Source organism: Mycobacterium sp. H4Y (assembly GCF_000364405.1).
Classification (GTDB): Bacteria; Actinomycetota; Actinomycetes; order Mycobacteriales; family Mycobacteriaceae; genus Mycobacterium; species Mycobacterium intracellulare.
Genome location: NZ_AKIG01000003.1, coordinates 337,188 through 358,589 on the forward strand (window position 1 = coordinate 337,188; position 21,402 = coordinate 358,589).

At 68.6% G+C, this 21,402-nt stretch carries 12 protein-coding genes; 11 read left to right on the forward strand and 1 reads right to left on the reverse strand.

The features are described from left to right. The first annotated feature begins 275 nt into the window (after positions 1-275). The 11 genes from glf to W7U_RS22565 all read left to right on the forward strand — a co-directional run bounded on the left by glf (position 276) and on the right by W7U_RS22565 (position 19,618). On the forward strand, positions 276-1,466 hold the full coding sequence (glf, locus tag W7U_RS22515; protein ID WP_008263005.1) for a UDP-galactopyranose mutase: 1,191 nt from the start codon (positions 276-278) through the stop codon (positions 1,464-1,466). Positions 1,467-1,565: 99 nt separating this feature from the next. After that, positions 1,566-3,452 carry a glycosyltransferase gene (locus tag W7U_RS22520; protein WP_008263006.1) on the forward strand — a complete coding sequence of 629 codons (1,887 nt, stop codon included), beginning with the start codon at positions 1,566-1,568 and terminating at the stop codon, positions 3,450-3,452. Continuing rightward, entirely contained in the window at positions 3,445-3,993 is a 549-nt protein-coding gene (locus W7U_RS22525) for a phosphatase PAP2 family protein (RefSeq protein WP_179300124.1), read from the forward strand. The genes W7U_RS22520 and W7U_RS22525 overlap by 8 nt, the downstream gene beginning before the upstream one ends. Next, a complete protein-coding gene (locus W7U_RS22530; protein ID WP_008263021.1) occupies positions 3,990-4,907 on the forward strand; it encodes a decaprenyl-phosphate phosphoribosyltransferase in 918 nt (305 codons plus the stop codon). The genes W7U_RS22525 and W7U_RS22530 overlap by 4 nt, the downstream gene beginning before the upstream one ends. After that, complete coding sequence (gene aftB / locus W7U_RS22535; protein WP_269147568.1) at positions 4,894-6,864, forward strand: terminal beta-(1->2)-arabinofuranosyltransferase; 1,971 nt, start codon at positions 4,894-4,896, stop codon at positions 6,862-6,864. The genes W7U_RS22530 and aftB overlap by 14 nt, the downstream gene beginning before the upstream one ends. A 391-nt stretch (positions 6,865-7,255) precedes the next feature. Then, a complete protein-coding gene (gene ag85A / locus W7U_RS22540; RefSeq protein ID WP_008263023.1) occupies positions 7,256-8,299 on the forward strand; it encodes a diacylglycerol acyltransferase/mycolyltransferase Ag85A in 1,044 nt (347 codons plus the stop codon). 162 nt (positions 8,300-8,461) lie between these two features. Then, positions 8,462-9,364 carry an alpha/beta hydrolase family protein gene (locus tag W7U_RS22545; protein ID WP_008263024.1) on the forward strand — a complete coding sequence of 301 codons (903 nt, stop codon included), beginning with the start codon at positions 8,462-8,464 and terminating at the stop codon, positions 9,362-9,364. A gap of 131 nt (positions 9,365-9,495) precedes the next feature. Further along, complete coding sequence (locus W7U_RS22550) at positions 9,496-10,506, forward strand: cutinase family protein (RefSeq protein WP_008263025.1); 1,011 nt, start codon at positions 9,496-9,498, stop codon at positions 10,504-10,506. A gap of 306 nt (positions 10,507-10,812) precedes the next feature. Next, on the forward strand, positions 10,813-12,711 hold the full coding sequence (fadD32, locus tag W7U_RS22555; protein ID WP_008263031.1) for a long-chain-fatty-acid--AMP ligase FadD32: 1,899 nt from the start codon (positions 10,813-10,815) through the stop codon (positions 12,709-12,711). A gap of 11 nt (positions 12,712-12,722) precedes the next feature. Next, positions 12,723-18,044, forward strand: coding sequence for a polyketide synthase Pks13 (gene pks13, locus W7U_RS22560; RefSeq protein WP_008263033.1), 5,322 nt, complete (start codon positions 12,723-12,725; stop codon positions 18,042-18,044). Positions 18,045-18,052: 8 nt separating this feature from the next. Then, positions 18,053-19,618 carry an acyl-CoA carboxylase subunit beta gene (locus W7U_RS22565; RefSeq protein ID WP_014378854.1) on the forward strand — a complete coding sequence of 522 codons (1,566 nt, stop codon included), beginning with the start codon at positions 18,053-18,055 and terminating at the stop codon, positions 19,616-19,618. On the opposite strand, the gene W7U_RS22570 is transcribed toward W7U_RS22565, so the two are convergent. Next, positions 19,615-21,399 carry an acyl-CoA dehydrogenase family protein gene (locus W7U_RS22570; RefSeq protein WP_008263037.1) on the reverse strand — a complete coding sequence of 595 codons (1,785 nt, stop codon included), beginning with the start codon at positions 21,397-21,399 and terminating at the stop codon, positions 19,615-19,617. The two genes, W7U_RS22565 and W7U_RS22570, sit on opposite strands and share 4 nt — an antisense overlap. Positions 21,400-21,402 lie beyond the last annotated feature (3 nt).

The window sequence follows — 21,402 nt, forward strand, 5'->3', positions numbered from 1 at the left end:
GGAAGTCTCCTCTATCTGACTATGTGTTGTGTTGGCGGTCCCGCCGGTCCTATCTGGCTGGAATCACACACAGTCGATGGTACGAGTGGGGACCCTGTTACTAGAGTGGTGATATTGAATCGTGAGGCAATTGCGACCAGGACTGTGATCGCGAGCCCGGGACCTCCCACCGGCCGCCGCGAAGGCCCCCGCGGCGGCGCCCGTCAAACGGCCGGCCCTCTCCGTGGCCTCGCCAAATGGGTTAGGGCCCCGCGGTCGGATACCCTAAGCAACCGATGACAGCTCGTTTCGATCTTTTCGTCGTCGGCTCTGGATTCTTCGGACTGACCATTGCCGAGCGCGTGGCTACCCAGCTTCAGAAGCGTGTACTCGTGGTGGACCGCCGTCCGCACATCGGTGGCAACGCCTATTCGGAAGCCGAGCCGCACACCGGCATCGAGGTGCACAAGTACGGCGCCCACCTGTTCCACACCTCTAACAAGAGGGTCTGGGACTACGTGCGGCAGTTCACCGAGTTCACCGACTACCGGCACCGGGTCTTCGCCATGCACAACGGGCAGGCCTACCAGTTCCCGATGGGGCTGGGCCTGGTGTCGCAGTTCTTCGGCAAGTACTTCACCCCCGACGAGGCGCGCAAGCTCATCGCCGAGCAGGCCGCCGAGATCAAAACCGAGGACGCGCAGAACTTCGAGGAGAAGGCCATCTCCCTGGTCGGCCGGCCGCTCTATGAGGCCTTCCTCAAGAACTACACCGCCAAGCAGTGGCAGACCGACCCCAAGGAGCTGCCGGCGTCGAACATCACCCGGCTGCCGGTGCGCTACACGTTCGACAACCGCTACTTTTCCGACACCTACGAGGGCCTGCCGGTCGACGGGTACACGGCGTGGCTGCAGAACATGGCCGCCGACGACCGCATCGAGGTCCGGCTGGACACCGACTGGTTCGACGTGCGCGACCAACTGCGCGCGGACAGCCCCGACGCGCCGGTCGTCTACACCGGCCCGCTGGACCGCTACTTCGACTACGCCGAGGGCCGGCTGGGCTGGCGCACGCTGGACTTCGAGCTGGAAGTGCTTCCGATCGGGGATTTCCAGGGCACACCGGTGATGAACTACAACGACGCCGACGTGCCCTACACCCGCATCCACGAGTTCCGGCACTTCCACACCGAGCGCGACTATCCGGCCGACAAGACCGTGATCATGCGCGAATATTCGCGGTTCGCCGAGGACGACGACGAGCCCTACTACCCGATCAACACCGAGGCCGACCGCGCCGTGCTGGCCGCCTACCGGGCCAGGGCGAAGTCCGAAACCGCTTCGGCGAAGGTGCTTTTCGGCGGGCGGTTGGGCACCTACCAGTATCTGGACATGCACATGGCCATCGCCAGCGCACTGAACATGTACGACAACGTCCTCGCGCCGCACCTGCGCGACGGCAAAGCTCTAGTGGGGGAGAGCGACTGATGCGTGCCACGACGACGCAGAGCGAAGCGATGAGGAGGAGTGGCGCCTGATGCGTGCTACGACGATGCAGAGCGAAGCGATGAGGAGGAGTGGCGCCTGATGACTGCCGTAAGCCTGTTGTCCCGAATCATCCTGCCGCGTCCCGGCGAGCCGCTCGACGTGCGCAAGCTGTACCTGGAGGAGTCGACGACCAACGCCCGGCGTGCGCATGCCACCAGCCGCACCTCGCTGGAGATCGGCAAAGAGTCCGAGGTGTCGTTCGCCACCTACTTCAACGCGTTCCCCGCGAGCTACTGGCGGCGCTGGTCGATCTGCAGTTCGGTCGTGTTGCGCGTCGAGCTGACCGGGACCGGACGCGTCGACGTCTACCGGACCAAGGCCACCGGGGTGCGAATCTCGGTGGAGGGCCGCCAATTCGTCGGCACCGACGAGCAGCCGGCCGTCGTCGAGATCGAGGTGGCCCTGCGGCCGTTCGAGGACGGCGGCTGGATCTGGTTCGACATCACCACCGACACCGAGGTCAACCTGATCAGCGGCGGCTGGTATGCGACCGAGCCGGCCCCGGGCACGGCCAACATCGCCGTCGGCATCCCCACCTTCAACCGCCCCGCCGACTGCGTCAACGCGCTGGCCGACCTCACCGCAGACCCGTTGGTGGACAAGGTGATCGGCGCGGTGATCGTTCCGGACCAGGGCACCCGCAAGGTGCGCGAACACCCGGACTTCCCGGCGGCGGCCGCCGGCCTGGGCGATCGGTTGTCCATCCACGACCAGCCCAACCTCGGCGGCTCCGGCGGCTACAGCCGGGTGATGTACGAGGCGCTGAAAAACACCGACTGCCAACAGATCCTGTTCATGGACGACGACATCCGCATCGAGCCGGACACGATCCTGCGGGTGCTGGCTCTGCACCGCTTCGCCAAGACACCGATGCTCATCGGCGGCCAGATGCTGAACCTGCAGGAGCCGTCCCACCTGCACATCATGGGCGAGGTCGTCGACCAGTCGAACTTCATGTGGACCGCCGCGCCGCACGCCGAATACGACCACGACTTCGCGCAATTTCCGTTGAACGACAAGAACCCTCGCAGCGCACTGCTGCACCGGCGCATCGACGTCGACTTCAACGGCTGGTGGACGTGCATGATCCCCCGGCAGGTCGCCGAGGAACTGGGCCAGCCGCTGCCGCTGTTCATCAAATGGGACGACGCCGAATACGGCCTGCGCGCCGGCGAGCACGGCTATCCGACCGTCACCCTGCCCGGCGCCGCCATCTGGCACATGGCCTGGAGCGACAAGGACGACGCCATCGACTGGCAGGCCTACTTCCACCTGCGCAACCGGCTGGTGGTCGCGGCGCTGCACTGGGACGGTGACATCACCGGGCTGGTCCGCAGCCACCTCAAGGCGACGCTGAAACACCTTGCCTGCCTTGAGTATTCGACGGTGGCGATCCAGAACAGGGCCATCGACGACTTCCTCGCCGGGCCCGAGCACATCTTCTCGATCCTGGAATCCGCGCTGCCGGAGGTGCATCGCCTGCGCAAGGAATACCCGGACGCGGTGGTGCTGCCGGCGGCCAGCGAGCTACCGCAACCGCGCTACCAGAGCAGGGTGATGAACCCGCCGGTCAACCCGGTGTCGATCGGTTACCGGCTGGCCCGCGGGATCCTGCACAACGCGACCAAGGCCGACACCGAGGCGCACCGGACCCCGGAGTACAACGTGCCGACCCAGGACGCGCGCTGGTTCCGCTTGTGCACCGTCGACGGCGTGACGGTCACGACGGCCGACGGATGCGGCGTGGTCTACCGACAGCGGGACCGCCGAAAGATGTTCTCGCTGTTGTTCAAATCGTTGCGCCGGCAGCGTCAGCTGCTCAGCCGGTTCGACGAGATGCGCAGGGTCTATCGCGACGCACTGCCGGTGTTGTCCAGCAAGCAGAAGTGGGAGACGGCGTTGCTGCCAGCTGCGGAACATGCCTGAGGCCTCTGCTGCGCAGGCCCCGCGCGGTGAGGTGGCCGCGCTGGTCGCCGTCCAGGCGGCGCTGGGCGGTCGGCCCGGGGTGCTATCGGTGGCGCGCGCGCTGTCCCACTTCGGCGAGCACAGCGTCGGGTGGGTGGCCGTCGCCCTGCTCGGCGCGGTCCTGTCGCCGAAGCGGCGCGGGGACTGGCTGATCGCCGGGGCCGGCGCCTTCGTCGCCCACGCCGCCGCCGTGGTCGTCAAGCGGATCGTGTGGCGCAAGCGGCCGCACGATCCCGCCGTCGTGGTGAACGTCGGCACGCCCAGCCAGTTGAGTTTTCCCTCCGCGCATGCCACTTCCACCACCGCCGCCGCCATCCTGATGGGCCGGACCACCGGCCTGCCGCTACCCGCGGTCCTGGTGCCGCCGATGGCGTTGTCGCGAATGTTGCTGGGCGTGCACTACCCCAGCGACGTGGCCTGCGGCATCGCCCTGGGTGCCGTCATCGCGGCGATCGCGCGCCGCGCCGGACAGGTGCAAGAGGTTGTAAGAGGTAACGCATGACCGAGGAAACCGAGGAAGTGGTGGCCGGGCCGCCCAGCAACCTGGTCGCCGGGGTGATCAAGGCGCTCCGCCCGCGCCAGTGGGTGAAGAACGTCTTGGTGCTGGCCGCGCCGGTGGCCGGGCTGGGCAGCGGGATTCGATACGACTACGGGCAGATGCTCACTCAGGTCGGGTTGGCGTTCGTGGTGTTCAGCCTGGCGGCGTCGTCGATCTATCTGGTCAACGACGTGCGCGACGTCGAGGCCGACCGCGAACACCCCACCAAGAGGTTCCGCCCGATCGCGGCGGGGGTGGTGCCCGAGTGGCTGGCCTACGCCCTGGCGGTGCTGCTGGGTGCGGCCTCGCTGGGCATCGCCTGGATGGTGACGCCGAACCTGGCCTTGGTGATGGCCGTCTACCTCGGCATGCAGCTGGCGTACTGCTTCGGACTCAAACACCAAGCGGTGCTTGACATCTGCATCGTGTCATCGGCGTACCTGCTGCGCGCCATCGCCGGCGGCGTGGCCACCGAAATCCCGCTGTCACAATGGTTTTTGCTCTCGGCGGCGTTCGCGTCGCTGTTCATGGTGGCCGGCAAGCGTTACGCCGAACTGCAATTGGCCGAACGCACCGGCGCCAAGATCCGCAAGTCGCTGGAGAGCTACACCAGCACGTACCTGAGGTTCGTCTGGACCATGTCCGCCACCGCGGTGGTGGTCTGTTACGGCTTGTGGGCGTTCGAGCGCGACCACCATTCGGGGTCCTGGTTCGCGGTCTCCATGGTCCCGTTCACCATCGCGATCCTGCGCTACGCGGTCGACGTGGACGGCGGTCTGGCCGGGGAGCCCGAAGACATCGCGTTGCGGGACCGGGTGTTGCAGCTGCTGGCGGTGGCGTGGATCGCGACCATTGGAGCCGCCGTTGCCTTCGGTTAGCCCCGAGCTGCAGGCGCTCAAGGCGCGCATGATGCGCAGCCGGCCGGTGATCAGGCGGCCCGGCTGGCCGGTGTTCCCATACACGACCATGGTGCGGACCAGCCTGTGGATCGGCGTCGCGGTCGTCGCCGTCCTGTTCGGTTGGGGCGCCTGGCAGCGGCGGTGGATCGCCGACGACGGGCTCATCGTGTTGCGCACCGTGCGCAACCTGCTCGCCGGCAACGGGCCGGTCTTCAACCAGGGCGAGCGGGTGGAGGCCAACACCTCCACCGCCTGGACGTACCTGATGTACGCCGGCAGCTGGGTCGGCGGCCCGCTGCGCATGGAGTACGTGGCTTTGGCTCTGGCGCTGGTGCTTTCGGTGCTCGGTGTGGCGCTGCTGATGCTGGGCGCCGCGCGGCTGTACGCGCCCAGCCTGCGCGGGCGCAAAGCGATCATGTTGCCCGCCGGCGCACTGGTGTACATCGCGCTGCCGCCGGCGCGCGACTTCGCCACCTCGGGCCTGGAAAGCGGTTTGGCGCTGGCCTACCTCGGGCTGCTGTGGTGGATGATGGTCTGCTGGGCGCAGCCCGTTCGCAACCGCCCGGACAAGAACGTGTTCGTCGGCGCGCTGGCGTTCGTCGCCGGGTTCAGCGTCCTGGTCCGGCCCGAGCTGGCGCTCATGGGTGGGCTGGCGCTGATCATGATGATGATCGCCGCCCGGACCTGGCGGCGCCGCGCGCTGATCGTGGCGGCCGGCGGTCTCCTGCCGGTCGGCTACGAGATCTTCCGGATGGGCTACTACGGCCTGCTGGTGCCGGGCACCGCCCTGGCCAAGGATGCGGCCGGGGACAAGTGGTCCCAGGGCATGATCTACCTCTCGAACTTCGACGCCCCGTACGCGGTGTGGATACCCGTGGTCCTGCTCGTGCCGCTGGGCGTGCTGCTGTTCGCAGCCCGGCGCCGGCCCTCGTTCCTGCGGCCCGCGCTGGCGCCCGACTACGGGCGGGTGGCCCGGGCCGTGCACAGCCCGCCGGCGGTGGTCGCGTGGGTCCTGATCAGCGGCCTGCTGCAGGCCCTGTACTGGATTCGGCAGGGCGGCGACTTCATGCACGCGCGGGTGCTGCTGGCGCCCGTGTTCTGCCTGCTGGCCCCCGTGGCCGTCGTCCCGGTCGCCATCCCCGACGGCCAGGACTATTCGCGCGAGACCGGTAACTGGGTGGCCGGCGCGGCCGCCGCGCTGTGGCTGGGGGTGGCCGGCTGGTCGCTGTGGGCCGCGAATTCACCCGGCATGGGCGACGACGCCACCCACGTCACGTACTCCGGCATCGTCGACGAACGGCGCTTCTACGCCCAGGCCACCGGTCACGCACATCCGCTGACCGCCGCGGACTACCTGGGCTACCCGCGGATGGCCGCCATCCTGACGGCCCTGAACGACACCCCCGACGGCGCGCTGCTGCTGCCGTCGGGCAACTACATCCAATGGGACCTGGTGCCGCAGGCCCAGCCCGCGCCGGGCGACAAACCGCAAAAGCCGCAGCACGCGGTGTTTTTCACCAACCTCGGCATGGTCGGCATGAACGTCGGGCTCGACGTCCGGGTCATCGACCAGATCGGGCTGGCGAATCCACTGGCGCAACACACCGAGCGGCTCAAGCACGGCCGCATCGGGCATGACAAGAACCTCTTCCCGGACTGGGTGATCGCCGACGGCCCCTGGGTGAAGGTGTACCCGGGAATCCCGGGCTACCTGGACGCGCAGTGGGTCGCCGACGCGGTCGCGGCGCTGAAATGCCCCGACACCCAGGCGGTGCTCGGCTCGGTGCGCGCGCCGATGAACCCGCATCGGTTCCTGTCCAACGTGCTGCACTCCTTCCAGTTCACCAAGTACCGCATCGACCGGGTCCCGCTCTACGAGCTGGCGCGGTGCGGGCTTCCGATACCCGAACAATCGCCCCCGCCGCCTCGCGAGTAAGCGCTGCGCAGAAGAAATTTCGGCAGATTTCACCACGATTACGGCCGGCCCGTCACGAAAAAATGGCAGCAACATCACATTTGGCCTCTCACCAGCTGGCAATGGCGGTCAAGCACATGCGCAATACTCGCCTTTTCTACACGTGTTTGACATGAAAACCGCTGGGTAGGTGGGCCGCTCGCCGGTTCGGGGGCCCGCCTCGATGCGAACGAATGGGGCAAGGTGTGGTTGACTACACGGGCACTCCTGCGCTTCGCGCGGTGACGATGCGGGCCGACCGGTTCGACGAGGAGCCGTGCAAGTGGGTACGCGCAGGCAGTTCGACCCAATCAGGAAAGCGCCCAAACGGACGAATGCGCCGGGAGGCCGCAAGAAGGATGAGGAAGCAAGGATGACGCTTGTCGACAGATTGCGCGGCGCCGTGGCGAGTATGCCGCGCCGGCTCGTGGTGGGGGCCGCCAGTGCGGCGCTGCTGACGGGCCTGATTGGCGCCGTCGGGGGCTCGGCGACCGCCGGTGCCTTCTCGCGCCCGGGTCTGCCGGTGGAGTACCTGCAGGTTCCGTCCGCCGGGATGGGCCGCGACATCAAGGTTCAGTTCCAAAGCGGCGGCGCGAACTCGCCGGCTCTGTACCTGCTCGACGGCATGCGTGCGCAGGACGACTTCAACGGCTGGGACATCAATACCCCGGCGTTCGAGTGGTACAACCAGTCGGGCATCTCGGTCGCCATGCCGGTGGGTGGCCAGTCCAGCTTCTACTCCGACTGGTACAAGCCCGCCTGCGGCAAGGCCGGCTGCACCACCTACAAGTGGGAGACCTTCCTGACCAGCGAGCTCCCCGCGTACCTGCAGAGCCAGAGGCAGGTCAAGCCGACCGGCAGCGCCGTCGTCGGCCTGTCGATGGCCGGATCGTCGGCGCTGATCCTGGCCGCCTACCACCCCGAGCAGTTCGTCTACGCCGGATCGCTGTCGGCGCTGCTGGACCCGTCTCAGGGCATGGGCCCGTCGCTGATCGGTCTGGCCATGGGTGACGCCGGTGGCTACAAGGCCGCCGACATGTGGGGCCCGAAGGAAGACCCGGCCTGGGCGCGCAACGACCCGTCGCTTCAGGTGGGCAAGCTCGTCGCCAACAACACCCGCATCTGGGTGTACTGCGGTAACGGCAAGCCGTCCGACCTCGGTGGCGACAACCTGCCCGCGAAGTTCCTCGAGGGCTTCGTGCGGACCAGCAACCTGAAGTTCCAAGACGCCTACAACGCCGCCGGTGGCCACAACGCGTTCTGGAACTTCGACGCCAACGGCACCCACGACTGGCCCTACTGGGGCGCGCAGCTGCAGGCGATGAAGCCTGACATGCAGTCGGTTCTGGGCGCCACCCCGGGCGCGGGCCCGGCCACGGCCTCGGCTGCCGGTAACGGAACCGGCCAGGGCACCTAAAACACGCCAAGCACCACGACTCGCGGCGGGAACCCTTCGGGGTTTCCGCCGTTAGTCGTTCGCGGCACGTGTGACGTGTTTCACTACCCGGCGAGCGCGGGGGCCGGCCCGCTGGCTAATGTGCATTCAGCGACTAGACGATGGAGGGTGGACATGACGGTCGTGCGGGGTGTGCCAGCGCTTCTTCGGGCGTTCTGCCTGGCCGCGCTAGCGGTCGGGCTGGCCTTTGTCTCACCGGCGGTCGGGGCCGTCGGCAAGGCCAGGGCCGCGGGCTACGAAAGCCTGATGGTTCCGTCGGCGGCCATGGGCCGGGACATCCCGGTGGCCTTCCTCGCCGGCGGCCCGCACGCGGTGTACCTGTTGGACGCCTTCAACGCGGCGCCCGACGTGAGCAACTGGGTCACCGCCGGCAACGCGATGAACACGCTGAGCGGCAAGGGCATCTCGGTGGTGGCCCCGGCCGGCGGCGCGTGGAGCATGTACACCAACTGGGAGCAGGACGGCAGCAAGCAGTGGGACACGTTCCTGTCCAGCGAGCTGCCCGATTGGCTGGCCGCCAACAAGGGCCTCGCGCCCGGTGGCCACGCCGCCGTCGGCGCCTCCCAGGGCGGCTACGGCGCGATGGCGCTGGCCGCCTTCCACCCCGACCGCTTCGGCTTCGCCGGCTCGCTGTCGGGCTTCCTGTACCCGTCGAGCACCAACTACAACGGCGCGATCCTGGCCGGGCTGCAGCAGTTCGGCGGCGTGGACGGCAACGGCATGTGGGGTGCGCCGCAGCTGGGCCGGTGGAAGTGGCACGACCCGTACGTGCACTCGGCGCTGCTGGCGCAGAACAACACGCGGGTCTGGGTCTACAGCCCGACCAATATGGGCGGCGACGACGCGGCCATGATCGGCCAGGCGTCCGCGGCGATGGGCAGTTCCCGGGAGTTCTACCAGCAGTACCGCAGCAACGGCGGGCACAACGGCCACTTCGACTTCCCGGGCGGCGGCGACAACGGCTGGGGCTCGTGGTCGGGGCAACTGGGGGCCATGTCGGGCGACATCGTCGGCGCCATCCGCTAGCAGCCGCGGCGGGTCGCGGCCCGGATTCGCCTAGCCGCAGAGCCGGTACCGTGTAGGAGTGCAGCAGGGGTCGCGAGGGCCGCTTGCCCGGATCCGAGCTGCGAATCCACCGACTCTGCTGGCAGGAGAACATGGCTAACAGCGCCCGGCGTAAGCGTCGCCGCACCCTCGCCTGGGTTGCCGCCCTTTCGGTCGCCGGTGTCGTCCTGTTGGTCATCGTGGCCGTCGTCACCGTGCTGCGCGGGCGCGAGTCGCAGCCCAGCGCGGTGCCGCCCGGGGTCTTGCCGCCGTCGTCGACGACATCGCACCCGCACAAGCCGCGACCCGCGTCCCAGGACGCCTCGTGTCCCGACGTGCTGCTGGTCAACGTTCCCGGCACGTGGGAGTCCGCCCCGCAGGATGACCCCGCCAACCCGCTGCAGTTCCCGAACGCGTTGCTGCACAAGGTGACCGCGAGCCTCACCCAGGACTTCCCCGCGTCGCGGGTGCAGGCGTACACCACCCCGTACACCGCTCAGTTCCACAATCCGCTGAGCGGCGACACGCAGATGTCCTACAACGCCAGCCGCGCCGAAGGCACCCGCGCCACCGTGGCGGCGATGACCGACATGAACACCAGGTGCCCGCTGACCAGCTATGTGCTGATGGGCTTTTCGCAGGGCGCGGTGATCATGGGCGACATCGCCAGCGATATCGGCAACGGCCGCGGGCCCGTCGACGAAGACCTGGTGCTGGGTGTGACGTTGATCGCCGACGGGCGTCGTCAGCTCGGGGTGGGTAACGACATCGGGCCCAACCCGCCGGGCCAGGGCGCCGAGGTCACGCTGCACGAGGTGCCGATCTTGTCCGGGCTGGGTCTCACCATGACCGGCGCCCGCCCGGGTGGCTTCGGTGACCTCAACGGCAGGACCAACGAGATCTGCGCCCCGGGCGACCTCATCTGCGCCGCACCGGAAGAGGCCTTCAGCATCGCCAACCTGCCGAGCACGCTGAACACGTTGGCCGGCGGCGCCGCCCAACCGGTCCACGCGTTGTACGCGACGACCCAGTGCTGGAGCGTCGACGGGGCCCCGGCGACCGACTGGACGTTGAACTGGGCTCACGGGCTGATTGCAAATGCGCCACAACCGAAACACGGATGACCGGGGCGGTGGGACACAGGCTTTAGGTAGCGGTTGCCGGTGGCTATCAGCGGTACCTTGTGATTTGGTCTGCCGTGGGCAGGCCCGTAACATTAAGAGGAATTTAAGAGCTACCAGACTTTGTCGCGGACCCGGGTCGGGGTCGATGCCGGCTGGGACTGGCACGTGACCGCCGTTCTGGCCCGCGCGTAGACATGTAACGGTCGGCGGTAGCCGGCCAGAGCTAGGACCGAAACGTCGGCGGAGCCGACCGAGATAACAACGTCGGCGGAGCCGACCTAGATACAGGTGTGACAGGAGAGCGGCATGGCGTACCACAACCCGTTCATCGTGAATGGAAAGATCAAGTTCCCCGACAACACGAACTTGGTCAAGCACGTTGAGAAGTGGGCGCGGGTGCGTGGCGACAAGCTCGCCTACCGATTTGTCGACTTCTCCACCGAACGCGACGGCGAGTACCGCGACATCGTGTGGCGTGACTTCAGCGCCCGCAACCGGGCCGTGGGCGCCCGCCTGCAGCAGGTCACCCAGCCGGGCGACCGCATCGCCGTGCTGTGCCCGCAGAACCTGGATTACCTCATCGCGTTCTTCGGCGCGCTGTACGCCGGCCGGATCGCGGTGCCGCTGTTCGACCCCGCCGAGCCGGGTCACGTCGGCCGGCTGCACGCCGTCCTCGACGACTGCTCCCCCTCGACGATCCTGACCACCACCGACGCCGCCGAAGGCGTCCGCAAGTTCATCCGCGCCCGTTCGGCCAAGGAGCGGCCCCGCGTCATCGCCGTCGACGCGGTCCCCAACGAGGTCGCGTCCACGTGGGAGCCGCCCGAGGCCGACGAGAACACCATCGCCTACCTGCAGTACACGTCCGGCTCCACCCGGACCCCGACGGGCGTGCAGATCACCCACCTCAACCTGCCCACCAACGTGCTGCAGGTGCTCAACGGCCTGGAGGGCAAGGAGGGCGACCGCGGGCTGAGTTGGTTGCCGTTCTTCCACGACATGGGGCTGATCACGGCGCTGCTGTCGCCGGTGCTCGGCCACAACTTCACCTTCATGACGCCGGCCGCCTTCGTGCGCCGGCCGGGCCGGTGGATCCGCGAGATGGCGCGCAAGCCCGAGGACGCTCCCGACAGCGAGGTCTTCACCGTCGCCCCGAACTTCGCCTTCGAGCACGCGGCGGTGCGCGGGGTGCCCAAGGAGGGTGAGCCGCCGCTGGACCTGAGCAACGTCAAGGCGATCCTCAACGGCAGCGAACCGGTGTCCCCGGCGTCGATGCGCAAGTTCTACGAGGCGTTCTCCCCCTACGGTCTGCGGGAGACCGCGATCAAGCCGTCCTACGGCCTGGCCGAGGCGACGCTGTTCGTCTCCACCACGCCGATGGACCAGGCGCCCACGGTCATCCACGTCGACCGTGACGAGCTGAACAAGCAGCGCTTCGTCGAGGTGCCCGCCGATTCGCCGAAGGCCGTTCCGCAGGTCTCGGCCGGCACCATCGGTGTTGACGAGTGGGCCGTCATCGTCGACCCCGAGACGGCGAGCGAGCTGCCGGACGGTCAGATCGGCGAGATCTGGCTGCACGGCAACAACCTGGGCACCGGCTACTGGGGCCGCGAGCAGGAGACCAACGACATCTTCCGCAACATCCTCAAGTCGCGGATCAGCCAGTCGCACGCCGAGGGCGCCCCCGACGACGGCATGTGGGTCAAGACCGGCGACTACGGCACCTATTACAAGGGCCACCTCTATATCGCGGGTCGCATCAAGGACCTGGTCATCATCGACGGCCGCAACCACTACCCGCAGGACCTCGAGTACTCGGCGCAGGAAGCCAGCAAGGCGCTGCGCACCGGCTACGTCGCCGCCTTCTCGGTGCCGGCGAACCAGCTGCCGAAGGAAGTGTTCGACAACCCGCACACCGGCCTCAAGTACGACCCGGATGACAGCTCCGAGCAGCTGGTGATCGTCGCCGAGCGGGCCGCGGGCTCGCACAAGCTGGACTACCAGCCCATCGCCGACGACATCCGGGCGGCGATCGCCGTGCGCCACGGCGTCACGGTCCGCGACCTGCTGCTGGTGCAGTCGGGCACGATCCCGCGGACCTCCAGCGGCAAGATCGGGCACCGCGCGTGCCGCGCCGCCTACCTCGACGGCAGTCTGCGAAGCGGCGTCGGATCCCCGACCGCGTTCGCCAATTCCACCGACTGAGCTACAGGACCATGGCTGACACCGAGCACCCCGAAAGCACCGATCACCCGCCCGCCGCCAAGGGGACCGACATGACCGTCCCCGAGATGCGCCAGTGGCTGCGCAACTGGGTGGGCAAGGCGGTCGGCCGGTCACCGGACGAGATCGACGAGTCGGTGCCGATGGTCGAGCTGGGCCTGTCGTCGCGCGACGCGGTGGCGATGGCCGCCGACATCGAGGACATGACCGGAGTCACGCTGTCGGTCGCGGTGGCCTTCCAGCATCCGACGATCGAGTCGCTGGCCACCCGCATCGTCGAGGGCGAGCCCGAAATAGACACCGCCGCCGACGACGCTATGGACTGGACCCGCACCGGCCCGGCCGAGCGCGTCGACATCGCGATCGTGGGGCTGTCCACCCGGCTACCCGGCGACATGAACAGCCCCGACGAAACCTGGCAAGCGCTCATGGAGGGCCGCGACGCCATCACCGACCTGCCCGAGGGCCGCTGGTCGGAGTTTCTCGAAGAACCGCGCATCGCGGCGCGCGTCGACGCCGCCCGCACCCGCGGCGGCTACCTGAAGGACATTAAGGGCTTCGACTCGGAGTTCTTCGCGGTCGCCAAGACCGAGGCCGACAACATCGACCCGCAGCAGCGGATGGCGCTGGAGCTGACCTGGGAGGCGCTCGAGCACGCCCGCATCCCGGCGTCGAGCTTGCGCGGCGAGGCCGTCGGCGTGTACGTCGGCTTCTCGAACAACGACTACCAATTCCTCGCGGTCTCCGACCCGACCGTTGCCCACCCGTACGCGATCACCGGCACCGCCAGCTCGATCATCGCCAACCGGGTGTCCTACTTCTACGACTTCCGCGGCCCGTCGGTCGCGCTGGACACCGCCTGCTCGAGCTCGCTGGTGGCGACGCACCAGGCGGTGCAGGCGCTGCGCAACGGCGAATGCGACGTCGCGGTCGCCGGCGGCGTCAACGCGCTGCTGACGCCGTTGGTCACACTCGGTTTCGACGAGATCGGTCAGGTGCTTTCCCCCGACGGCCGGATCAAGTCGTTCTCGTCGGACGCCGACGGCTACACCCGCTCCGAGGGTGGCGGCATGTTCGTGCTCAAGCGGGTCGACGACGCCCGCCGCGACGGCGACCAGATCCTGGCCGTGATCGCCGGCAGCGCGGTCAACCACGACGGCCGCTCCAACGGGCTGATCGCCCCCAACCAGGACGCCCAGGCCGAGGTGTTGCGCCGGGCCTACAAGGACGCCGGGATCGACCCGCGGACCGTGGACTACATCGAGGCGCACGGCACCGGCACCGTCCTGGGTGACCCGATCGAGGCGGAGGCGCTGGGCCGCATCGTCGGCCGCGGCCGCCCCGCCGACCGCCCGGCGCTGCTGGGTGCGGTGAAAACCAATGTGGGACACCTGGAGTCGGCCGCCGGCGCGGCGAGCCTGGCCAAGGTGGTGCTGGCGCTGCAGCACGACAAGCTGCCGCCGTCCATCAACTTCGCCAGCCCCAGCCCCTACATCGACTTCGACGGCATGCGCCTGAAAGTCGTTGACAGCGCGACTGATTGGCCGCGCTACGGCGGTTACGCGCTGGCCGGGGTGTCCAGCTTCGGCTTCGGTGGGGCCAACGCGCACCTGGTGGTGCGCGAGGTCTTGCCGCGCGACGTGGTGGAGCGCGAGCCCGAGCCCGCCCCCCAGGCAGAGGCCGCCGCAGCCGCCGAGGCGGCCGAGGCCCCCACCCTCGAGGCCCACTCGCTGCGATTCGACGACTTCGGCAACATCATCCCCGACGCCGAGGCGCCCGATGAAGAGGAAGACTACGAGCTGCCGGGCGTGACCGAAGAGGCGCTGCGCCTCAAGGCGATCGCGCTGGAAGAGCTTGCCGCGCAAGAGGAGGCGGAGCCGACCAGGCCGCTGATTCCGCTCGCGGTGTCGGGCTTTTTGACCTCGCGCAAGAAGGCCGCGGCCGCCGAGCTCGCGGACTGGATGGAAAGCCCGGAGGGGCAGGCGTCGTCGCTGGAATCGATCGGCCGGGCGCTGTCGCGGCGCAACCACGGCCGCTCGCGCGCGGTGGTGCTGGCCCACGATCACGAGGAGGCCGTCAAGGGCCTGCGGGCGGTCGCCGAGGGCAAGCAGCGACCGAACGTGTTCAGCGTCGACGGTCCGGTGACCAGCGGCCCGGTCTGGGCGATGGCCGGTTTCGGTGCGCAGCACCGCAAGATGGGCAAAAACCTGTACCTGCGCAACGAGGTCTTCGCCGAGTGGATCGAGAAGGTCGACGCGCTGATTCAGGACGAGCGCGGCTACTCGGTGCTCGAGCTGATCCTCGACGACTCGCACGAGTACGGCATCGAAACCTCCAACGTCGTCATCTTTGCCATCCAGATCGCGCTGGGCGAGCTGCTCAAGCATCACGGCGCGAAACCCGCTGCGGTGGTGGGTCAGTCGCTGGGTGAGCCCGCGTCGGCGTACTTCGCCGGCGGGCTGTCGCTGCGCGACGCCGCCCGCGTGATCGCCTCGCGCTCGCACCTGATGGGTGAGGGCGAGGCCATGCTGTTCGGCGAGTACATCCGGTTCATGGCGCTCGTCGAGTACTCCGCCGACGAGCTCAAGACGGTGTTCGCCGACTTCCCCGGCCTGGAGGTGTGCGTCTACGCCGCGCCCAGCCAGACCGTGATCGGCGGTCCGCCCGAGCAGATCGACGCCATCGTCGCCCGCGCCGAGTCCGAGGGCCGCTTCGCCCGAAAGCTGCAGACCAAGGGCGCCGGCCACACCTCGCAGATGGATCCGCTGCTCGGTGAGTTCTCCGCGGAACTGCAGGGCATCAAGCCGATGAGCCCCACCGTCGGGATCTTCTCGACGGTGCACGAGGGCAGCTACATCAAGCCCGGCGGCGAGCCGATCCACGACGTCGCGTACTGGGTCAAGGGAATGCGGCATTCGGTCTACTTCACCCACGGCGTGCGCAACGCCGTCGACAGCGGCCACACCACGTTCCTGGAGCTGGCGCCCAACCCGGTGGCGCTGATGCAGATCGGTTTGACCACCGCGGCCGCGGGTTTGCATGACGCCCAACTGATTCCGACGCTGGCCAAAAAGCAGGACGACGTCGAGTCGATGATCTCGGCCATGGCCCAGCTCTACGTGCACGGCCACGACCTGGACATCCGGACGCTGTTCACCCGTGCTCAAGGCCCCGAGGACTACGCGAACATCCCGCCGACGAGGTTCAAGCGCAAAGAGCACTGGCTGGACGTGCACTTCTCCGGCGACGGCTCGGTGATCATGCCCGGCACCCACGTCGCACTGCCGGACGGCCGGCACGTCTGGGAGTACGCGCCGCGCAACGGCGAGACCGACCTGGCCGCGTTGGTGAGATCGGCCGCGACACAGGTGCTTTCGGATGCCCAATTGGTGGTGTCCGAGCAGCGCGCGGTGCCCGGCGCCGGCGCCCGGCTGGTGACGACCATGACCCGGCACCCGGGCGGCGCCTCGGTCCAGGTGCACGCCCGCATCGACGAGTCCTTCACCCTGGTCTACGACGCGCTGGTGTCGCGGGCCGGCCAGAGCGTGGCCGCGCTGCCGACCGCGGTGGGCGCCGGTGCGGCGATTGCGGCCCCGGTGACCGACGGGCCGGTGGCGGAAGCCCCCGCCGAGGAGACCGACGCCGAGACGCTGTCGGACAGCCTGACCAACCGGTACCTGCCGTCGAGCGTCGGCAGGTGGTCGCCGGACTCCGGTGAGACCATCGGCGAGCGGCTGGGCCTGATCGTCTCGGCGGCCATGGGCTACGAGCCCGAGGACCTGCCGTGGGAGGTGCCGCTGATCGAGCTCGGCCTGGACTCGCTGATGGCGGTGCGGATCAAGAACCGCGTCGAATACGACTTCGACCTGCCGCCCATCCAGTTGACCGCGGTGCGCGACGCCAACCTGTACAACATCGAGACGCTGATCCAGTACGCGGTCGAGCACCGCGACGAGGTCGAGCAGCTGCACGAGCACCAGAAGACGCTGACCGCCGACGAGATCGCGCAGGAACAGGCGCGGTTGCTCAGCGGCGCGACCGTCGACTCGGTGACCGCGCCGGCGCCCGACCCGCAGGCCGAGCCGCAGACCCAGCCGGCACCGCCGTCGTCGGACGCGCCGATTCCGCCGCCGCCGACGGATCCGTCGGGACCATCGGGCAACGGCGCCACGGCGAACCTGGCGGGAGCGCTCAGCCAGGAAGCGGTGTCCAAGGCGCTCAATTCCGATGTGCCCCCGCGTGACGCCGCCGAGCGGGTCACCTTCGCCACCTGGGCGATCGTCACCGGCAAGTCGCCGGGCGGCATCTTCAACCCGCTGCCCAAGCTCGACGAGGACACCGCGGCCAAGATGGCGCAGCGCCTCTCGGAGCGTGCCGACGGCACGATCACCGCCGAGGACGTGCTGACGTCGGAGACCATTGAGGAGCTGGCCGAAAAGGTCCGCCAGTACCTGGAGGCCGGTCAGATCGACGGCTTCGTCCGCACCATCCGGGCCCCGGAGAACGACTCGCAGATACCGGTGTTCGTGTTCCACCCGGCCGGCGGGTCGACCGTGGTCTACGAGCCGCTGCTCAACCGGCTGCCGGCGGGCACCCCGATGTACGGGCTCGAGCGCGTGGAGGGCACCATCCAGGAGCGGGCCGCCCAGTACGTGCCCAAGCTGCTGGAGATGAACGACGGCAAGCCGTTCATCCTGGCCGGCTGGTCGCTCGGTGGCGCCCTGGCGTACGCGTGCGCCATCGGGCTGAAGCGGGCCGGCGCCGACGTGCGGTTCGTCGGGATGATCGACACGGTGCGCCCCGGCGAGGAGATCCCCCAGACCAAGGAGGAGACCCGCAAGCGCTGGGACCGCTACGCCAGATTCGCGGAGCGCACCTTCAACGTCGAGATCCCCGCGATCCCCTACGAGCAGCTCGAAGAGCTCGACGACGAGGGGCAGGTCAAATTCGTCCTCGACATCGTCCAGCAGAGCGGCGTGCAGATCCCGGGCGGCATCGTCGAGCACCAGCGGACGTCGTACCTGGACAACCGGGCGCTCGAGACCGTCGTGATCGAGCCCTACGACGGCCACGTGACCCTCTACATGGCCGACCGCTACCACGACGACGTCATCGAGTTCGAGCCGCGCTATGCGATCCGCCAGCCCGACGGCGGCTGGGGCGAGTACGTGGCGGACCTGGAGGTGGTCCCCATCGGTGGTGAGCACATCCAGGCCATCGACGAGCCGATCATCGGCAAGGTGGGCGCACACCTGACCGAGGTGCTGAATAAGGTGGACGCGGAAAGCACCCAGACAAGTGAGGTAGGCAAGTAGTGACGGAGATGGCGCCGGCCCCCATCCAGCACACCACCGCCGAGAAGCTGGCCGAGCTCCATCGCCGCCTGGAACTGGCCCAGGAGCCCGGCGGTGAGAAGGCCGTCGCCAAGCGCGACAAGAAGGGCATCCCCAGCGCCCGCGCCCGCGTGCACGCGTTGGTCGACCCGGGCACCTTCCTGGAGACCGGGGCGCTGGCCAAGACGCCGAACGACCCGAACGCGCTCTACGGTGACGGGTGCGTCACCGGGCACGCCATGATCGACGGCCGCCCGGTCGGGGTGTTCTCCCACGACCAGACGGTCTTCCAGGGCACCGTCGGCGAGATGTTCGGCCGCAAGGTCGCCCGGTTGATGGAGTGGTGCGCGATGATCGGGTGCCCCATCATCGGCATCCAGGACTCCGGTGGCGCCCGGATCCAGGACGCGGTCACCTCGCTGGCGTGGTACGCCGAGCTGGGCCGCCGGCACGAGGCTTTGAGCGGCCTGGTGCCCCAGATCTCCTTGATCTTCGGCAAATGCGCTGGGGGAGCGGTGTATTCACCGATCCAGGACGACCTGCTGGTCTCGGTGCGCGACCAGGGCTACTTCTTCGTCACCGGCCCCGACGTGATCCGCGAGGTCACCGGCGAGGAGGTCACCCTCGACGAGCTCGGTGGCTCCGACGCGCAGGCCCGCTACGGCAACATCCACCAGGTGGTGAACTCCGAGGCCGAGGCGTTCCAGTACGTGCGCGACTTCCTGTCGTTCCTGCCGTCGAGCACCTTCGGCAAGCCGCCGGTGGTCAACCCCGGCCTGGAGCCGGAGATCACCCCGACCGACCTCGAGCTCGACTCGATCGTGCCCGACTCGGACAACATGGCCTACGACATGCACGAGATCCTGCTGCGGATCTTCGACGACGGCGACTTCCTCGACGTCGCCGCGCAGCACGGGCCGGCCATCATCACCGGCTACGCCCGGGTCGACGGCCACCCCGTGGGCGTGATCGCCAATCAGCCCATGTACATGTCCGGGTCGATCGACAACGAGGCCTCCGACAAGGCGGCGCGGTTCATCCGGTTCTGCGACGCGTTCAACATCCCGCTGGTTTTCGTGGTGGATACCCCCGGGTTCCTGCCGGGCGCCGAGGAGGAGAAGCGGGGAATCATCAAGCGCGGCGGGCGATTCCTCTACTCCGTGGTCGAGGCCGACGTGCCCAAGGTAACGATCACCGTGCGCAAGTCCTACGGCGGCGCGTACGCGGTGATGGGCTCGCGGCAGCTGACCGCCGACTTCAACTTCGCCTGGCCCACGGCGCGGATCGCGGTGATCGGCGCCGAGGGGGCCGCGCAGCTGCTGATGAAGCGGTTCCCCGACCCGACCACCCCCGAGGCGCAGCAGATCAAGAAGGACTTCATCGAGGGCTACAACCTCAACATGGCGATCCCGTGGACCGCCGCCGAACGCGGCTTCATCGACGCGGTCATCGACCCGCACCAGACCAGGCTGTTGCTGCGCAAGTCGATGAAGCTGTTGCGGGACAAGCAGTTGTGGTTCCGCACGGCCCGCAAGCACGGGCTCATCCCGATCTAGTCCGCACCGCCGTCGGTGAAGGCGCCCTCGAGCAACTCGTCGAAGCGCTCCAGCGCCTCGTCGGAGTCGGCATCGATACCGCGCAGCGCCCCGCGATCGGCCAGATAGCGCTGCGCGTAGAGCCGCGCCACCAGCGCCTTGCGCCCGCCGCCGCGGGTGGCGCGCTCCCAGGCGGCCTGCTCGATGAGCAACGCGCCGCCGTAGACGTCGCCCATGAATTGCGCCAGTCCGAACAGCCGCGCCTCGGCCAGCTCCCGGTCAAGTTTGGACCACGCGGTGATCGCCGCGTCGAGATCCTCGATCCGGCCGGCGACCAGCCTGGTGGCTTCGTCGTCGTCGGCGACCGACACGGCGTCGCGCAGCCGGGCCAGCAGCGTCTCGTGCGCGCGGGTCTGCTCGATTCCGCGGCGCACGTCCAGGCACAGGATGTTGTCCGGGCCCTCCCAGATGGTGTTGACCTGCGCGTCACGCAAAAGCCTTGCCACCGGCCAGGTCTCGATGTAGCCGTTGCCGCCGTGGATCTCGATCGCGTCCGACGCCGCGGTGATCCCGAGCCGGCACACCTTCAGCTTGGTGACCGGCACCGCGATGCGCTGCCGCAGGCTGCGCGGCTGGCGATGGTTGGTGGCGCCGGTGCCGTCGAACACCAGCGCCTGGGCGGCCTCGACATCGACGATCATCTCGGCGAGCTTGCGCCGCATCAACGGCTTGTCGATCAGCGCCGCGCCGAAGGCGCGCCGCTGCCGCGCGTAGCACAGCGACTCCACCAGGGCGCGCCGCGCATTGCCGAGCCCGAACAACGCGATGCCCAGCCGCGCGGCGTTGGTCAGCTCCATCATGCGGCCCAGCCCCTTGCCGTCGGAGGGGCCGGACTCGGCGGTGGGTTCGCTGGACAGCAGGAACGCCTCGGCGTCGACGAACTCGACCTCGCCCGAGGCCACCGAACGGGTGCCGAGCTTGTCCTTCAGGCGCCGGACCCGCACCCCGTTGCGGGAGCCGTCGCGGCGGGTGCGCAGCACCAGGAAATTGGCGACGCCCCGCGAAGAGTCCGGTGCGCCTTCGGGTTTGGCCAGGACGACGAACGCCTCCCCGGCGCAGTTGGACGCAAACCACTTGAACCCGTTCAGCAGCCACGAGTCGCCGTGACGGGTGGCGGTCGTCTCGAGGGCTCCCAGGTCGGAGCCGCCGGTGCGCTCGGTGAGCAGCTGGGCCGTCTCGCCGGCCCACTCGCCGGAGGCGAATTTGGCCAGCACGTGTTCGGCCACGTCGGCCGGCGCGTAGGCCGCCACCAGCGACTGGACCATGCCGCCCCCGGTGCCCAGCGCGCAGCCCATGCCGATATCGGCTTGATTGAGCAGATAATTCGACGCGAACAGCGTCAGCGACGAGCTCATCTTCGCCTCGCGCGCCTCGGTCCGCAGCGCCCGCTGGGCGTCCAGGACGGCCCGCTTGGACTGGGTGAACGACGTCGGCATGACCACCTCGCTGACGTCGTGGCCCCACCGGTCGTAGCGCTGAAGCCGCGGCGGGTTGCGGTCGGTCTCCTCGGCCCACCGCGCCACCGGGCCGCCCATCAGCTCGCCGATGTGTGTCAGATGGCGCTCGGCCAGCTTCAGCTCGTCGGGCTGCAGGTAGTAGGCCATGGTGAACTGCAGCGTGGGATCGGTGCTGTACCAATTGAGACCGACGGCCCCGCCGTAGTTCTCCGTCGCGTAGCGCTGCGATTTTTCCTCGGTGGAGAACGGCAGCCTGTCCACCGCCTCCACGGCGTAGTCGCTCATGGG